Origin of the sequence: Pseudomonas sp. TMW22089, from assembly GCF_022496645.1 — a bacterium.
GTDB lineage: Bacteria > Pseudomonadota > Gammaproteobacteria > Pseudomonadales > Pseudomonadaceae > Aquipseudomonas > Aquipseudomonas paraversuta.
In genome coordinates, this window is the sequence record NZ_SCFG01000004.1 from 91,730 (window position 1) to 108,092 (window position 16,363).

At 61.4% G+C, this 16,363-nt stretch carries 12 protein-coding genes; 3 read left to right on the forward strand and 9 right to left on the reverse strand.

The window, feature by feature from the left end:
* Window positions 1-314: 314 nt before the first annotated feature.
* Window positions 315-1,337 carry a zinc-dependent alcohol dehydrogenase family protein gene (locus tag EQV90_RS05980; protein ID WP_127195441.1) on the reverse strand — a complete coding sequence of 341 codons (1,023 nt, stop codon included), beginning with the start codon at window positions 1,335-1,337 and terminating at the stop codon, window positions 315-317.
* A gap of 242 nt (window positions 1,338-1,579) precedes the next feature.
* On the opposite strand from EQV90_RS05980, the gene EQV90_RS05985 reads away from it, so the two are divergent.
* The 3 genes from EQV90_RS05985 to EQV90_RS05995 all read left to right on the forward strand — a co-directional run bounded on the left by EQV90_RS05985 (window position 1,580) and on the right by EQV90_RS05995 (window position 5,512).
* Window positions 1,580-2,494: a LysR family transcriptional regulator gene (locus EQV90_RS05985; RefSeq protein WP_003445313.1), complete on the forward strand. Its 915-nt coding sequence runs from the start codon at window positions 1,580-1,582 to the stop codon at window positions 2,492-2,494.
* Window positions 2,495-2,933: 439 nt separating this feature from the next.
* Entirely contained in the window at window positions 2,934-3,872 is a 939-nt protein-coding gene (locus EQV90_RS05990; protein ID WP_240877871.1) for a LysR family transcriptional regulator, read from the forward strand.
* A 455-nt stretch (window positions 3,873-4,327) separates the two neighbouring features.
* Entirely contained in the window at window positions 4,328-5,512 is a 1,185-nt protein-coding gene (locus EQV90_RS05995; RefSeq protein WP_240877872.1) for an MFS transporter, read from the forward strand.
* A 12-nt stretch (window positions 5,513-5,524) separates the two neighbouring features.
* On the opposite strand, the gene EQV90_RS06000 is transcribed toward EQV90_RS05995, so the two are convergent.
* The 8 genes from EQV90_RS06000 to EQV90_RS06035 all read right to left on the reverse strand — a co-directional run bounded on the left by EQV90_RS06000 (window position 5,525) and on the right by EQV90_RS06035 (window position 16,296).
* A complete protein-coding gene (locus tag EQV90_RS06000) occupies window positions 5,525-6,943 on the reverse strand; it encodes an aldehyde dehydrogenase family protein (protein WP_240877873.1) in 1,419 nt (472 codons plus the stop codon).
* A gap of 14 nt (window positions 6,944-6,957) precedes the next feature.
* Window positions 6,958-8,283 (reverse strand): aminotransferase class III-fold pyridoxal phosphate-dependent enzyme, encoded by a 1,326-nt coding sequence (locus tag EQV90_RS06005; protein WP_240877874.1) that lies wholly within the window; start codon window positions 8,281-8,283, stop codon window positions 6,958-6,960.
* Window positions 8,280-9,797 carry a serine hydrolase gene (locus EQV90_RS06010; protein ID WP_240877875.1) on the reverse strand — a complete coding sequence of 506 codons (1,518 nt, stop codon included), beginning with the start codon at window positions 9,795-9,797 and terminating at the stop codon, window positions 8,280-8,282. The genes EQV90_RS06005 and EQV90_RS06010 overlap by 4 nt, the downstream gene beginning before the upstream one ends.
* Before the next feature lie 66 nt (window positions 9,798-9,863).
* Window positions 9,864-11,144: an OprD family porin gene (locus tag EQV90_RS06015; RefSeq protein ID WP_010656587.1), complete on the reverse strand. Its 1,281-nt coding sequence runs from the start codon at window positions 11,142-11,144 to the stop codon at window positions 9,864-9,866.
* Window positions 11,145-11,274: 130 nt separating this feature from the next.
* On the reverse strand, window positions 11,275-12,906 hold the full coding sequence (locus EQV90_RS06020; RefSeq protein WP_161718598.1) for an ABC transporter ATP-binding protein: 1,632 nt from the start codon (window positions 12,904-12,906) through the stop codon (window positions 11,275-11,277).
* Window positions 12,907-12,908: 2 nt separating this feature from the next.
* A complete protein-coding gene (locus EQV90_RS06025) occupies window positions 12,909-13,778 on the reverse strand; it encodes an ABC transporter permease (protein WP_003445257.1) in 870 nt (289 codons plus the stop codon).
* Window positions 13,775-14,716 carry an ABC transporter permease gene (locus tag EQV90_RS06030; protein ID WP_003445255.1) on the reverse strand — a complete coding sequence of 314 codons (942 nt, stop codon included), beginning with the start codon at window positions 14,714-14,716 and terminating at the stop codon, window positions 13,775-13,777. The genes EQV90_RS06025 and EQV90_RS06030 overlap by 4 nt, the downstream gene beginning before the upstream one ends.
* 11 nt (window positions 14,717-14,727) lie before the next feature.
* On the reverse strand, window positions 14,728-16,296 hold the full coding sequence (locus EQV90_RS06035; RefSeq protein ID WP_240877876.1) for an ABC transporter substrate-binding protein: 1,569 nt from the start codon (window positions 16,294-16,296) through the stop codon (window positions 14,728-14,730).
* Between the last annotated feature and the right edge of the window lie 67 nt (window positions 16,297-16,363).

Here is a 16,363-nt window from a genome sequence, read left to right on the forward strand (position 1 = left end):
ACAGATTCAACCCGGTCAATTCTCCCTGTGGGAGCCTGGCTTGCCAGCGGTGCTGACCACCGGGTGCTGCGTCTGACCCCGCATCGCGGGCAAGCCCGCTCCTACAGAATCAATCCGGTCGATTCTCCCTGTGGGAGTCTGGCTTGCCAGCGATGCTGACCACGGGGTGCTGCGTCTGACCCCGCATCGCGGGCAAGCCCGCTCCTGCAGACTCAACCCGGTCAACTCTCCCTGTGGGAGCCTGGCTTGCCAGCGATGCAGACTACGGGGTGAAATCAACGCCCCTTAGCCTTGCACTGGGGGCGCTGGCAGTTTCAGGCGTCGGTCAGTTGCAAGGCGACCCGCCCACGGCATGGGCAATCGTCCATGTAGCGATGGGCCTCTACGAACTCTTCAAAGGGGAACACCCGCACTTCCAGTGGCAACAGCACCCGGTCGGCGGTCAACTGGTTGATCTCGCGCAGCGCCCGTTGCATGGCTTCTTCATCCTGGGCAATGCCCAGCTCCGGCTTGCCGGTGAAGTTACCGATACAGTGAACAAAGAACTGGATGTTCTTCTGGAACGCCGCACAGGCCGGGAACGGGGTGTTGTTGCCGCCCTGCAGGCCATACAGCACCAGACTGCCCCGGGGGGCCAGCACATCACCCAGCACCGACATCTGCGGGCCGCCAAGGCCGTCAAGTACAACGTCGACCCCTTTGTTGTCAGTGATCTTGTTGATTTGCATCAGCAAGTCCTGCTCCTCGGTGACTATGACCTTGTCTGCACCCAGAGCCAGCAAACCTTCACGCTCTGCAGCATCCCGGGTCGCCGCAATGACCTTGACCCCCAACGCCTTGCCCAGCTGCACGAACGAAGGCCCTGCGCAGTGGCTGGCATCGGTGATCAGCACGGTCTGGCCGGGCTTGACCCGCGCCAGATCGACATAGGCAAAGTAGGCGATCAGCAAAGGCGTGTAATGCACACTGGCCTCAACCGGGGTCAGGACATCCGGGTAGCGAGTGAGGGCCGAACGCGGCATCACGATCAGCTCGCCATAGGTGGGATAGTCGTTGGCACTCTGGCCGGGAAAGCTGGCGACCTTGTCACCCACCGCCAGATCCTCCACACCGGCACCTACGGCAGTGACAATACCGGCCATCTCATGGCCGATACCTGCAGGCAAGCGGGCCTGGCTCGGGGCCAGGTTCTGCCGCCAGAGCACGTCATACCAGCTGATACCAATAGCCTGGACACGCACCTGCACTTCCCCGGCCGCAGGCGCAGCGACCTCGTGCTCTTCGCACGTGAGTACCTCGGCCGGGCCAAACTTGTGAAAACGGATCGTGCGCGACATTACAAACCTCGCCTAATTAATCGCTAATGCCACGGACTTTATCCGGGCTTTGTGCGCAAGACTAACAGACAGCATTAATAGTCGACATGCCTGACATTGATCCGCAGGCATTTTGTCCGCTGGCAAACAGCACTGCGGCCAGTAAAAACGCAGAAAGCCAATCTACCGTGTGTCGATTTACGAGTTTTGCCAGTAAGATCCGTTACCTACCTCACCGTTGAACCGCCTGTGAAGCCTGCCAGATGAACCGTAACGACTTGCGTCGCGTCGATCTGAATTTGCTGATCGTCTTCGAAACCCTGATGCATGAGCGCAGTGTGACCCGCGCCGCCGAGAAACTGTTTCTGGGGCAACCGGCAATCAGTGCGGCACTTTCACGCCTGCGCAACCTGTTCGACGACCCTTTGTTTGTGCGCACCGGGCGCAGCATGGAGCCTACGGCCCGGGCGATCGAGATTTTTGCCCTGCTGTCTCCGGCCCTGGATTCAATTTCCACGGCCGTGAGCCGCGCCTCGGAGTTCAACCCGGCCACCAGCACCTCGGTATTCCGGATTGGCCTGTCAGATGATGTGGAATTTGCGCTGCTGCCCATGCTGCTCAAGCGCTTGCGGGCAGAAGCGCCGGGGATCGTGCTGGTGGTGCGCCGGGTCAACTACATCCTGATGCCGCCGCTGCTGGCCTCCGGTGAAATTTCCGTGGGTGTCAGCTATACCAGCGACCTGCCAGCCAATGCCAAGCGCAAGGTATTGCGCCGCAGCAAGCCCAAACTGTTGCGCGCCGACACAGTGCCCGGCCCGTTAAGCCTGGATGACTTCTGTGCCCGGCCCCATGCCCTGGTTTCATTTGCCGGCGACCTCAGCGGCTTTATGGACACCGAGCTGGAAAAAATGGGCCGCAAGCGCCACGTCGTGCTGGCCGTACCGCAGTTCAACGGCCTGAGTACCCTGCTCGCCGGCACCGACATCATCGCCACCGTGCCGGATTACACCGCCGAAGCCCTGACCGCCGCCGGCGGCGTTCGCGCCGAAGACCCGCCGCTGGACACCCCGGCCTTTGAACTGCACATGGCATGGCGCGGCGCCCAGGACAACGATCCCGGGGAGCGCTGGTTGCGCTCGCGAATTCAGATGTTCTTTGGCGACCCTGAGAGTCTGTAGGTGTCGTCGGAAAGACTGTTATCTGATCATTTATGCCTTTCCACCAACCATGGAGCTCCATTCACTTCCAGTTGTCGGGTCGGCCTCTTCAATTGCTTGATAACCGACCCAACCGATGTTGTGAGTCAAGATATCGGTTTGCTCTTGGGTGCTGCCTCAGCCTGACAATGTATATGCACATTGTTTAATACTAACGGCGACGCAAGTTGATACATGCGGCCTATCAAGCTGATGTTCAATCCAAATGATCCCTTGACGATTATTTATTCCAAGGCCCATCCGCAAACGTCCCCGCGGCATTCAGGCCTGCTCGACAGCGCCTGCACGTTTTTGGATCAAACCTACAACTTGGCGATGTTTATGCCTTAGTCGAGCGCCTGTTTACCGCTACCATTGCCGCACCCAGCCCACAGATCAGTTCAATGAAGGAACAGAAGAAATGATCGAAACCCGCCTGCTACGCCAATTCATCGCCGTGGCTGAAGAGCTGAATTTCAACAAGGCGGCCATTCGCCTGCATATGGCCCAGCCCCCGTTGAGCCAGGCCATCAACCGGCTGGAAGACAAACTGGGGTTCAGTCTGTTCACGCGCAATAAACGCGGGGTCAAGCTGACCCCGGCTGGCGATGCATTCCTGAACACTGCCTACAGCACGTTGAAGGAGCTGGAGCTGGGCATCGAACACGCCCGCCAGGTGTCCCAGGGCATTGCCGGCAAACTCACGGTGACTGCGTTGTCGATCGCCTACTACGAGTCACTGCTCAGTACCTTGCGCCAGTTCCGCGAGTCCTACCCCAAAGTCCAGTTGATCATCAAGGAGATGCCTTCTTCCAGCCAGGCCAGGGCCATTGTGTCGGGAGAAGCGGATATTGCCTTCATGCGCAAGTTGCCGATCTCGGCGCAAAACGTCGAGTCACGCCTGCTGCTGGACGAAGAGATCGTGATGGCGCTGCCCGCCGATCACCCGAAGGCGAAGGAAGGTCGGATCGACTTGAGGGATTTCGCCGGGGAAGACTTCGTATTCACCCCCCAAGCCCTGGGCATCGGCTATCACAGTCAGTTGATCGCCTTGTGTGAAGCCGCCGGTTTTTACCCCAGGGTGGTGCAGGAGGCTGCGCAGATCCAGACCTTGATCGGCTTGGTGGCCTGCGGTTTCGGCGTTGCCCTGGTGCCTGAGTCGATTGCCGGCTCAATCATGCGCGACAAGGTCCTGTTCCGCCGGATCAACCCCGTGACCGCCTCCCCCAACCCGGCCATCGGCCTGTATATGAGCTGGAACATCGACAACCAATCACCGCTGATGGACAGCTTCATTTCCATGCTCGACTTCAACGCCGGTCCCCGGGTCGAGGGGATGCTGGCCGCCCGGGTCAGTTAGAGTGCCAGCAGGCTGTTCAAGCTCGCGACGCCAGTGCGCGGGATCAATAACCTGGCGGCCCGGCCGTCATCAACGGTGCAGATAATGGTTATGAACCGAGATTCACTTGCCCCCGTTAAAAAGCTCAAACAAACATTGCCGAGCCGACCGATAAAGCAAATTACTTTCACGTCTATTGGCAAGCGCCTGCAGCTGTCAGCGAGAAAAACCGATACTTGAGTAATCGACCTGTTATTCAGGATCGTGCCGCCCCGTGATACGCCAACCCGCCGAACATCACAACTAAACCAGCCATTCACCGCGGATCAATACTCGCGCCATCAAAAAGCAACCAAGCCCCGCCAATAGTATTAAACAGAGACTTTTAAAGTATTTCTCATCTCACTCTTGGCGCCGCACTATCCCCTCCACCTTTGCAACAACGGGTTGCGCCCCTCCCCCACAACCGAGTTTTTATGCCAGCCGTCATCTACATTTTTTCGCTCTGTACTTTTACCTTCGGCCTGTCCGAATTCGTTGTTGCCGGCCTGGTGTCGGCGATCTCAATGGACTTGCATGAGTCCATCTCCCAAGTTGGCTCAGCCATCGCCGCCTATGCCTTGGGCGCAGCCATCGGCGCCCCGATCATCACGGCCCTGTTGGCCAACTGGCGCGACAAAACCGTCTTGTTGCTGACCCTCGGCGTGCTTGCCGCCGGCAGCGTGGCCATCAGTCTGGCGCCCGATGTACTGACCTTGCATGGCGTACGTTTCATCATCGGCCTCGCGCATGGGGTATTCATGGCCGTGGCCTCCAACGCGGCGGTCAAACTGGTCGACCCGGTGCGCGCAGGGCGAGCGCTATCGCTGGTATGGATGGGCCTGACCCTTTCAATCGCCTTTGGCGTGCCTCTGGGCACCTTCTTCGGCAGCTACTGGTCATGGCGCATGGTGTTCCTGGCCATCAGCGGCCTGGGCCTGATCAGCACCCTGGGCCTGGTGCTGCTGATGCGCCAGCAACCCCGTTGCGCAAGTCCCCGCACCACAGACCTGAAACAAAGCCTCGCGGCCCTGTTGCACCCTGAACTGTTGGGGGCTGCCACGATCGCGATGCTGGTGAGCGTGGCGACTTTTTCATTCTTTACCTTCGTATCGCCGTTCCTGCTGGACATCACCCGTGTCCCGCCGCAGGTTCTGAGCCTGGCGATGCTGGTGTTCGGTATCTGCTCCATTCTCGGCAATTTGCTGGGGGGCTATCTCGTGGATGCCTTCGACGCCGATCGATGTTTGCTCGGCGGGTTGACGGCATTGATGCTTAATCTGTCGGGGTTGTACCTCTGGGGCGATTCGATGATCGCCACGTTAACGCTGGTGGGGCTATTGGGAGTGGTGTTCTTTGCCATAGTGACCATGTCGACCCTGCGCATGCTGCGCCTGGCACACCACTACACTCCGCAGTCCAGTGCAGTGGCTTCAGGGCTTAATATTGCGTCCTTCAACCTCGGAACGGCGTTGGGCGGCATAGGTGCAGGCTGGGTGATTACCCATTTCGGGCTCGCCTATATCCCCATTACGGGCGCCGCTGCAGCAGGTGTGGCCATCGGCGCACTTGCCCTGCAAATGAAAAGCAGGCCTCCAACTGCCGATGGACACGCGGTCTGACCAGACGTGCCGCTAATAGCCGAACAGCGACTTGCTCTCCAGGTATTCGTCAAACCCCGACTCGCCCCACTCACGGCCGTTACCCGACTGTTTGTAGCCGCCAAAAGGCGCGGCCTGGTCGGCCCGTGCGCCGTTGAGGTGGACCATGCCGGTGCGCAGTTGGCGGGCAACCTTGCGACTGCGCTCCAGGCTTGCCGAGGTGACGTACCCCGACAAGCCGTAAGGGCTGTCGTTGGCAATAGCGATGGCCTCGGCTTCGCTGTCGTACGGCATGATCGCCAGCACCGGGCCGAAGATTTCTTCTCGCGCCACCAGCATGTCCGGCGTGACGTCGGCAAATATCGTCGGTTGCACGTAGTAGCCACGCTCAATCCCATGGGGTCGTCCCGGTCCTCCGGCGACCAACCGCGACCCCTCGGCAATGGCCTGCGCGATCATGGCCTGTACCCGTTCAAACTGCATGGCGTTAGCCACCGGGCCTATGGCTGAGGTCGGCTCACTGTCGTCGAAGCACACCTGGTCCAGCACTTGACGGGCGATATCAATCACCGCCTGTTGCTGCACACGAGGCACCAGCAAGCGCGTCGGTGCATTACACGACTGGCCGCTGTTGCGGATACAGCCCAGCACGCCGTGGCGCACCGCGCTGGGCAGGTCGGCATCGTCGAGCAGGATATTCGCGGATTTGCCGCCCAGCTCCTGGGATACACGCTTGACCGTATCGGCGGCCATTTTGGCCACAGCGATACCGGCGCGGGTCGAACCGGTAAAAGACACCATGTCCACATCAACATGGCGGGCCAGTGCGGCTCCCACCCCAGGGCCGTCGCCGTGGACCAGGTTGAATACCCCTTTGGGCACGCCGGCTTCATGCAATATCTGAGCGAGGATATGGGCCGACAAAGGCGCACGCTCACTCGGCTTGAGTACCAGGGTGCAGCCCACCGCCAGGGCTGGCGCGAGCTTGCAGGTGAGCTGGTTGAGCGGCCAGTTCCACGGGGTGATCAGGGCACTCACGCCAATGGGCTCACGCACCACCAGCGTATTGCCCAGGCGACGTTCGAAACGGTACTCGCGCAACACCTCCAGCGCCTGCATCAGGTGGCCAAGGCCCGCCGGTACATGGGCGCTGCGCGCCAGGGACAACGGCGCGCCCATCTCCAGGTGCACCGCTTCGATTAACGCTTCGCTGTAGCCTTTGTAGACCTCGATGATGCTGTGCAGCAGGTCAATGCGTGCCTCAAGTGAACTGGCGGCGTACGCCGGGAAAGCCTGGCGGGCCGCGCTGACTGCACGGTCCGCATCCTGCGCGTCACCCAGGATGATGCGCGCGACCACCTGTTCGGTGGACGGGTTCACCACCGTTTCGACGGTTTCGCCGTGGGGTTTGACCCAGGCGCCGTCAATATAGAACTCAAACAGATCGGACATGCCGTCGACTCCCCTCAGGCCACCTGATTCAAAGCACCTGCCAAGGTGTCAAACACCTGGGCAATCTCCTGCGGGCTGATCACCAGCGGCGGCGAGATCACGATGGTGTCGCCCGAGCCGCGTACCAGCACGCCATGTTCAAAGCACCACTGCGCAACTTCGCTGCCACGGGCGCCGCCAGCACCGGGGCGCGGCTCAAGTTCGACGGCGCAGAGCAAGCCGATGGCGCGTACATCCAGTACCGGCCCAACGCCCTGCAGTGCCAGCGCGGCAGACTGCCAGAGGCCGCTGACCGCGTTAACGTGCTCGTTGATGCCCAGTTCGCGGTGCACCTCGATGGTCGCCAGCCCGGCCGCACACGCCAGCGGGTGCGCCGAATAGGTATAACCGTGCATGAGTTCGATAACGTTCGGCGGCCCGGCCATGAACGCTTCGTACACCGCGCCGCTGACCAGCACGCCCCCCATAGGTACGGCGCCGTTGGTCAGACCTTTGGCCGTGGTGATCAGGTCCGGCGTCACGCCGAAGGCCTGGGCGGCAAAGCTGGCACCTACGCGGCCAAAGCCGGTAATCACTTCATCGAATATCAGCAGCACACCGTGGCGGGTGCAGATCTCGCGCAAGCGCTGCAAATAGCCCTGGGGCGGTGGATAGACGCCGCCCGAGCCTGTAACCGGTTCGACGATGACAGCGGCCACGGTGCTCGGGTCCTGGATATCCAGCAACTGAGTCAGTGCATCAGCGTAACTCTCGCCCTGTTGCGCGAGCCCCGCGCTGAAACGCATGCCCGCGTCGTACGGCAGCGGCAGGTGTGAGACCTCCCCCAGCAGCGGACCAAAGTCACGCTTCTGGCGGCCGATACCCGACACCGACAGGCCACCGAAACCCATGCCGTGGTAGCCCTTGGCACGCCCGATAAACTTGGTGCGGCGGCTGTCGCCCCGGGCCTGGTGATACGCCCGGGAGATCTTCAGGGCGGTGTCCACCGCTTCGGAACCCGAATTGGTGAAGAACACTTGCTCCATACCCGCCGGGCTGATTTCGATCAGGCGCTCGGCCATCTCCAGGGCCTGTGGGTGACTCATCTTGAATGACGAAACAAAGTCCAGGCGCCCCGCGGCCTCGCGAATGGCTTCGACAATTTTTGCCTGGCCATGCCCGGCGTTGACACACCACAACCCGGCCATCGCATCCAGCACGCGCCGGCCATCGCTGGTGGTGTAGTACATCCCGTCGGCGCTGGTGAACATCATCGGTTGTTGCTGGAACTGGCGCATCGGGGTAAACGGCGCCCAGAACGCGCTGCTCGCGGAACCTGCCGGGTGGGAAAGATCGTTCATGGTGACTCCTGAAAAGCTGTTGCGGGATGTCCGCTCAGCGTCGGGCGCTGCAACGGACCTGCGTTAACGTTGACGCTGCGGTCCACAGACAAGGTGCCGTGCTCAAGCCGGCAGATGACGCGGTCACAAAAGGCCGTTTCGACAAATTGCCAGCTCATGCTCAGCGCCCCGTCTTCGGTCCAGACCGCTTGCGCCACTACCGGGGTCATGTCCGGCTGGTATTGGTGATGCAGATAGTGGCCGGTCATGCTGGTCCGGCTTTCGATGGCGTCGGCGAACCCGGCGCGGATGCAGTGGGTGCCTCGCGGGTCGGTGAGGTAGAAGTCGCAGAAGCCGGCACCAAACACCAGACGCACCTGGCTGACCTGATCTTCATTGGCCTGCATCACGAACCTGCCGCTGAACCCGGCCTGGCGCGATGAGGTCGATGCGCCAGACAGAGACGGCCGCTGCTGGCGGGCCAACAGCGCCGCCAGCCCCGGGTCTGCCGCGCTGTCGGCCGGCCCGTCCAGCGCAGGCAACAGGTGTTCCCACAGCAGGCTGTGCAAGCGCCGTTCGCCCAATGGCAGCCCGGCAGTAAAGGCAATCACCGCGTTCTGCTCCGGCAGCACAATGCACTGCTGGCCAAACACCCCGGAGGCGTAATAGCCACCGTGCAGGGTCATCCACCACTGGTAGCCGTAGCCCTCGCGGCGGGTGATACCGGCGTCGCCGGACTCGTCGCGGCCCAGGTAGCGCTTGCCATCGAAGGCGCCCATCCACACATCCTCGACATGCCCGCGCGTGGCCTCGGCCACCCACTCGCGGGACAGCAGTTGCTGCCCTTCCCAGCTTCCTTGCTGCAAATGCAGTACACCGAACTTGAGCAAATCTTCGGTACTGCAACTCAAGCCATTACCGCCGGTGTTGTAACCGCCAGGCGCCAGATCCCACTCGATACGGCCCATGCCCATGGGCTCGAAGATACGTGCGTTGCACAGTTCAAAGGCGGTCTGGCCGCTGACGACACTGACAATGGCCGAGAGCATGAAACTCGACGCGCTGCTGTAGATGAAGCGCTGTCCTGGCGGCTCTTCGACCGGCTCATTGAGGAACAATCTGACCCAGCTTTCACTGCGCCCGCGCCAGGCCCCGCCGGAAATTCCCTGACGATGGCCGGTGCGCATGGTCAGCAAATCGCGCACGGTCATGGCCGCCAGGTGTTGGCTGATGGGGGTCGGGCATTGGCCGGGGAAAAAATCCACTACTTTGGCGTCCAGCGACAGCACGCCGTCATCCACCAACAGCCCGATGGCCATGGACACCCAGCTCTTGGTTGCCGAATGTTGAACGTGCAGCCGGTCTGCACGGTAAGGCGCCCAAAATGCTTCGGCCACCACCGCGCCGTCGCGATACAGCATGAAACTGTGCAACTCCAGGCCCGCAGCGTTCACCGCATCGATGAAATCACTCACGCCACGCGCCGACACGCGTTGTTGGCCGGGCAATGCCCGCCGCAACGGCAAACTCGTCATCTGATCTATCCCCTCATTCCACTGCTTGGGCGTGCGCCAGGCTCACCCTGGCGCACGCCGATACCGCTACCAGAGCGCCAGGCTGTAACCCAGGATCACTCGATTCTCATTGGTGTCGCGGGCAAAGTTGCTGGTGGCGCTGGCGTTCTGCCAACGCAGCGACACGTTCTTGAAGGTGCCGCTCTGCACCACATAGCCCAGGCTTAAATCACGCTCCCATTCGCGCCCTTCGCCGTTGAAGCCGATGACCTTGGCGTCAAAGCCCTTGGCATAACGCGTCGAAAACAGCAGGCCCGGTACGCCCAGTACGGCAAAGTCATAGTCATAGCGGGCATGCCACACCCGTTCGTTGGTCTGGGAGAAGTTGGCCAGTTGGTACTCGGTGAACAGGTAGGTGTTGCTGCCGTCAACATAGGTGAAGGGTGTCGCACCGTACTGCTGCTGGTAGCCCCCGCTGAGGTTGTGGCCATTGAGGCCGTAGCCCACCCGGGTACTCAACGCACGGTTATCCACTTTGCCGGCAAGCGCCGAGCCGTCTTCGCTGGCACTGAAGTAACGGATGTCGGTCTTGAAGGTACCGGGGCCCCACTTGAAGCTGTTTTTCAAACCCAGGTAATGCTGGCGATACAGGCTCTCCAGTTGCGCAAACTGGTAGGTGACCAGGGTGGTCGGCGTCAGCTTGTAGTCGCCGCCGGCGTAGCGGAACTCGTCGCTCCTGGCGCTGCTTTTGTAGGCGCCGTACTGGCTGGTAAGCCCCATGTCCTCGTAGTGAGTCGAGTCCCGTTGCTTGACCTGATCCAGCTGGCCCACGCTCAACGTCAGATTGTCGATGTCTTTGGAGGTCAGCGCCGTACCACTGAAACTCTGCGGGAACAGACGGCTGAGGTTCGGCTGCAGGGTCGGCAGGTCGGGCACCATGTAGCCCACCCGCAGCTCGCTTTGGGCCAGGCGCGCCTTACCGGTGATACCGAGCTTGGAGTAGTTGTCATGGGCGCGGCGGGCATAGCTGGGGGAGCCCGGCTCGGCCACGCTCGAGCGCGCCAGCAGCCCTGTGCCTGAATTGTCCGGGCTGGAATCGAGCTTTACACCCAGCATGCCGACTGCATCCAGACCAAAACCGACGGTGCCCTCGGTGAAGCCCGACTCAAGGTTCAGGATAAAGCCCTGTGCCCACTCCTCGCGCTTGTTCTGCCCGCTGGATTCGCGGTAGTCGCGGTTGAAGTAATAGTTCTTCAGTTCAAGTGCAGCTTTGCTGTCGGAGACGAAGTCGGCCTGGGCAAACACGGGCATGAAACTGGCGCCCACGACCCCGGCACTGGTAACGACTTGGTTGATGCGGTTCTTCATGTGTAGGTTCCTGGCAGACAGGTTGAGTAAGGTTATTTTTGTTTTCTTCGGCCATGGCTTCGCCCGCTTCGCAAATCATCGATTTGCGAAGGGTTGGGGTTCTACGCCATGGCCTGGGGTGCTGCAGTCGCTAAATCACACTGGCACGAAGGCGATAACTGCCATCCGCACGTTTCTCCAGGGGGCTGGCCGCCGCGAGGAGCCGACGGGTATAGGGGTGTTGCGGGGTGTCGAAAATACTGTCCCGCGAGCCAATTTCAACCACCTCGCCCTGGTTCATCACCGCCACGCGATGGGCGATGCGTTCCACCGCCGAGAGGTCGTGGGAGATAAACAGGCAGGCAAATCCATATTGGCGCTGCAAGCGCTCGAACAGTTCGAGGATCTGCTTCTGAATGGTCATGTCCAGCGCCGAAATCGGCTCGTCGGCAATGACCAGTTTTGGCCGCCTGACCAGCGCCCGGCCAATCGCCACGCGCTGACGTTGCCCACCGGAGAGTTGATGGGCAAAGCGCTCACGAAACTGCTCGGGCAAGCCCACGTCCACCAGGGTATCGGTGACCCGCTGACGTTTTTGCGCAGGGTTCAGCCCCGGCTCATGGCGCAGCGGCTCGGCGATGATCTGGCCGACGGTCATGCGCGGGTCAAGGGATGAATACGGGTCCTGGAAAATCATCTGGCATTGCAGGCGATGCGCGCGGTTGGCGGCCTTGAGGATATCCACGCCTTGAAACATGATCGCCCCGGCGCAGGGCGTGACCAGCCCGACCACCGCACGTCCCAGGGTGGTCTTGCCCGAACCGCTGCCACCGACCAGCGCCAGGGTCTCCCCCGGGGCGATGCTCAGGTTCACCGAATGCACCACGCGCTTTGGCACGCTACGGCCCCAGAAACTGCGGGGGCCGGGATGTTCGATACACACATCGCGAACCTGCAACAGCGCGCTGTCTGAGGCCGGGAGTGGAACCAGCTTGCCACGGCGCGGCAACGCCTCCAGTAACTGGCGGGTGTAGTCGGCCCGGGGCGCAAACAGGATGTCTTCGATACGGCCCTGCTCCACGGCTTTGCCCGAGCGCATCACCACCACCTTGTGGGCATAACGCGCCACCAGGGACAGGTCGTGGCTGATAAACAGAATCGCGGTGCCTTGCTCGCGGGTCAGTTCCAGCATCAGCTCGATCACGTCCAGCTGTGCCAGGCAATCCAGCGCGGTGGTGGGCTCGTCGGCGATCAGCAGTGCCGGGCGCAACAACATCACCGACGCGAGCATGATGCGTTGGCGCATGCCGCCGGAAAACTGGTGCGGGTAGGACGCCAGGCATTTCTCGGCGTCCTTGATGCCGATACGTTGCAGCATCGCGATACAGCGCTCGCGGATCGCGGCTGCGTCCAGGGTGGTGTGCAACTTGAGCGCCTCACTCATCTGCCGGCCTATGGTCAGAGCCGGGTTGAGCGACACCATGGGTTCCTGGAATACCATGCCGATCCGTGCCCCCCGTACCTGGCGCATACCCTTGGGATCAGCGGTATTGAGCGCTTCGCCCTGAAAGGTGATGCGCCCGCCGCACACCTGCATCGGCGTCGGCAGCAAGCCAATGACCGCGCGGGCGGCCATGGTCTTGCCGCTGCCCGACTCGCCCACCAGCGCAACGATCTCGCCGGGAGCCATGTTGAAGCTGAAGTCATCGACGGCCAGCGGACCGTCTGCACCGACCCGAATCTGTAGATTTTCAACAGCCAGTAACGTAACTGGAGCGCTCATGCTCATGTCCTCATGCGCGGGTCGAGACGATCACGCAAGGCATCGCCGAACAGATTGATAGCCAACAAGGTCAGGCTGATAAAGATGCCCGGGAAGATCCCCAGCCATGGCGCACTGGAAATATAGGTGCGGCTTGCCGACAGCATGCTGCCCCAGGTGGCAGCGGGTGGTGGCACGCCGAGGCCAAGGAAGCTCAGCGCACTCTCCGAGAGCAAGGCCCAGCCGAACATGCTAGTGGCCAGCACACATAATGGCGCCAGACAATTGGGGGTGATGTGCCGGAACATGGTGTACAGCTCCGAGTTGCCGATCACCCGCGAGGCCTCGATGAATTCCAGTTCACGTAACGACAGCACGCTGCCACGCACCACGCGCACCACTGAGGGGGTGTAGGCGATGCCCAAGGCAAGCACGATGCCGTACTGGCTGGCACCGACGATCGCCATGATGCCCAGGGCCATGAGAATGCCGGGAAATGCCAGCAACGCATCGTTGAGCATCATCAGCACGCGGTCTGTCCAGCCCCGCAGGTAACCGGCGAGCATGCCGATCAGCGTGCCGCAGATAACCGCTACAGCTACCGAAAGCAGGCTGATCCACAGGCTGGTACGCGCACCAATGATCAAGCGGCTGAACACATCACGGCCGAATTCGTCGGTGCCCAGCCAATGCGCTGCGCTCGGCGGCTGCAGGCGCGACAACAGATCCAGTTTCAGCGGGTCGTACGGGGTCCACACCACACCCAGCAGAGCCAGTGCCACCAATGCCGCGAGCAAGGTGCCGCCGATCAATGCATTCAGCGGCGGGTAACGCCAGGGCCGCCGGGGCTGGCAAGCCGGTTCTGCCGGCAAGGAAAGAGTCTTGAGGTTCATAGCTTCACCCTTGGATCGAACAACGGATACAGCAGATCCACCAACAGGTTGACCAACACGTAGATGCAAGTGATCAGCAGCAGGCAGCCCTGCAGCACCGGATAGTCGCGGGAGAAGATCGCATCCACCATCAGCCGGCCGATCCCCGGCAAGGTGAACACCGTCTCCAGTACCGCAATGCCGCCCAGCAGATTGCCAAGAATCAGACCGATCAGCGTCCAGGTCGGCGCAAAGGCATTACGCAAGGCGTGCCTCCACAACACCGCACTCTCGGACAAGCCCTTGGCCCGGGCATGGGCGATATACTCCAGGCGTAGCACTTCAATGGTGCTGGCCCGTGCCATCCGCGCAATGGCACCGAACTCCACCAGGGTCAGGGTGATGATCGGCAGCACCACATAGGTCACAGCCTTCAGCGGGTCGCTGGCGAAGCCGACGTAACCGATCACCGGCAGCCAGCCCAACTGAATGCCGAAGACATACAGCAGCAGCAATCCCAGCCAGAAACTGGGCACCGACAGCAGCAGGGTCGCAGTTGCCACCAGGCCCAGGTCCATCACGCTGTTTTGCTTCCAGGCCGCGAGCAAGCCCACCGGCACCGCGAGCAAGGTTGCCAGTAACACCGAAACCAGCACCACCGTGGCGCTGACACTGAAACGCTCGACCAGCAACTCCAGCACTGGCTGGCGGCTGCTGATGGACACCCCGAGATCACCACTGAGCACCGACTTGATCCAGATCAGGTACTGGCTCACCACCGAGTGATCCAGACCCAGGCTGCTGCGCATGTCGGCCAGGCTTTGCGGGTCGGCCATGTCGCCGAGCATCAGCAATGCCGGGTCGCCGGGAATCAGGCGGATCAAGGCAAATACAATCACCGAGATCAGCAACAGGGTCGGCACTGCCATGCCGAGCCTGTGCAATATGAATCGAAACATAGCTCTACGCCTTACTTGGAAGTGTCGGCCAGCTTCACGCCCCACAGGCGCGGCTTGGCAACGGGCCAGGAGCGGTAACCTTCAACGCGCTTGCCCATGGCGCCGATGGCTGTACCGTTGTAGATGACCACCAGCGGCACATCCGTGAGCATCATGCTGTGCAGCTTGTCGAACAGTGGCTGGCGTTTGGCGGGGTCGACCTCACGCTGGGCGTCGCGCAATATCGCCAGGGCCTGGGGGTTGTCCCACACTTTGCGCGGCTCCTTTTGCTTGTCGCCGATGACAGACTCATAGCTTTGCGCAGCATCAAAGCGCCCGGAATATGAAAACGACATCATCTGGTAGCTGCCGGTCTGGTAGCGCTCCAGTTGCGTGCCCCACTCCAGCGTCTCCATCTCGATATTCAGCCCCGCCGCCTGGGCCATGGCCTGGCTGAGCAAGCCCATGTCGAACATCTGCGGGTAGCGTTTATTGACCAGCATGCGGATTTTTTCACCGCCATAACCCGCCTCTTTCAACAGGCGCCGGGCCTCGTCGAGGTTGTAGGTGTAACCCTGGTGGGCGGTGGCGTCGTAATAGGGACTGGCGGTGGGGATTACCGAGTTGTTGACCACCGACAAACCATCGGACAACGCCGCAACCATCTGCGCGTAATCCAGGGACAGCGCCACCGCTCGACGAATACGCACGTCCTTGAGCAGCGGGTCATTGGTCTGGAACAGCAGGCCGCTGATGGTCATGATCGGACTGACCTGTATCTGCAGGTTCTTGACCTGCTTGAGCTGTGCTGCGTCCATTGCCGTTACATCCGGCAGCAGGTCCACGCCACCCGACAGTAACGCGGCCTTGGCCGACGCCGAATCGGGGATCACCTCGAAACGCACCTTGTCGACAAACGCCTGCTTGTTGCCGGTGTAACCGTCCACCTCGGCCTCGGCACGGGGGCTGTAGTCCTTGAAGCGATCCAGCTCGACGTACTGGCCTTTCTGCCATTTGCCCAGACTGAACGGCCCGGTGCCAATCGGTGCGCGCCAACTGCCATCGGCGGCCAGGGAGTCCGGGTGCACAATGCCGCTGCCGGCGCAATCCGGGCGGGCCATTGCCGCCAGGAACAAGCCGTTGGCCTGGTCCAGCTGGAACACCACGGTTTTCGGGTCGGGAGTGGCCACATCGACAATTTTCGCCGCCCCGCGGCCATCGAACTCCGCCAGGCAGCGCCACTGGGTCTTGGGGTCCAGATAGCGTTGCCAGGTCCATTGCACATCCCGGGCCGTCAACAACTGGCCATTTTGAAAGTGCATCCCGTCACGCAGGGTAAAGGTGTAGCGCAGGCCGTCCGGCGATATGTCCACCGCACTGGCAAGCAGTGGCGCGATGCTGGTGTCTTCGCGATACGCCACCAGCCCTTCGACGATATGCATCATCACCGCGTCGGTATTGTCGTCGCGGTTGACGCCCGGGTCGGTGCTGCGGATATCACCATTGAGGCCAACACTGATGACCTTGTCTTGCGCGACGGCCATGGACACTGTGCACGCCGACATTGCGACGGCCAGCGCCGTCTTTACGTAACTGTTCACGGGAGAAAGACTCCTTGAAGAAATATTCCGGTCGGTGGCAAGGGCCAAGGCAGGACCGGCATCAGAA

Coding starts and splice junctions, on each gene's coding strand:
- EQV90_RS06025 (WP_003445257.1), bottom strand. CDS start 13,778: ATGAACCTCAAGACTCTTTCCTTGCCGGCAGAACCGGCTTGCCAGCCC.
- EQV90_RS06005 (WP_240877874.1), bottom strand. CDS start 8,283: ATGAACGATCTTTCCCACCCGGCAGGTTCCGCGAGCAGCGCGTTCTGG.
- EQV90_RS06020 (WP_161718598.1), bottom strand. CDS start 12,906: ATGAGCGCTCCAGTTACGTTACTGGCTGTTGAAAATCTACAGATTCGG.
- EQV90_RS05985 (WP_003445313.1), top strand. CDS start 1,580: ATGAACCGTAACGACTTGCGTCGCGTCGATCTGAATTTGCTGATCGTC.
- EQV90_RS06010 (WP_240877875.1), bottom strand. CDS start 9,797: ATGACGAGTTTGCCGTTGCGGCGGGCATTGCCCGGCCAACAACGCGTG.
- EQV90_RS06030 (WP_003445255.1), bottom strand. CDS start 14,716: ATGTTTCGATTCATATTGCACAGGCTCGGCATGGCAGTGCCGACCCTG.
- EQV90_RS06000 (WP_240877873.1), bottom strand. CDS start 6,943: ATGTCCGATCTGTTTGAGTTCTATATTGACGGCGCCTGGGTCAAACCC.
- EQV90_RS05990 (WP_240877871.1), top strand. CDS start 2,934: ATGATCGAAACCCGCCTGCTACGCCAATTCATCGCCGTGGCTGAAGAG.
- EQV90_RS05995 (WP_240877872.1), top strand. CDS start 4,328: ATGCCAGCCGTCATCTACATTTTTTCGCTCTGTACTTTTACCTTCGGC.
- EQV90_RS05980 (WP_127195441.1), bottom strand. CDS start 1,337: ATGTCGCGCACGATCCGTTTTCACAAGTTTGGCCCGGCCGAGGTACTC.
- EQV90_RS06015 (WP_010656587.1), bottom strand. CDS start 11,144: ATGAAGAACCGCATCAACCAAGTCGTTACCAGTGCCGGGGTCGTGGGC.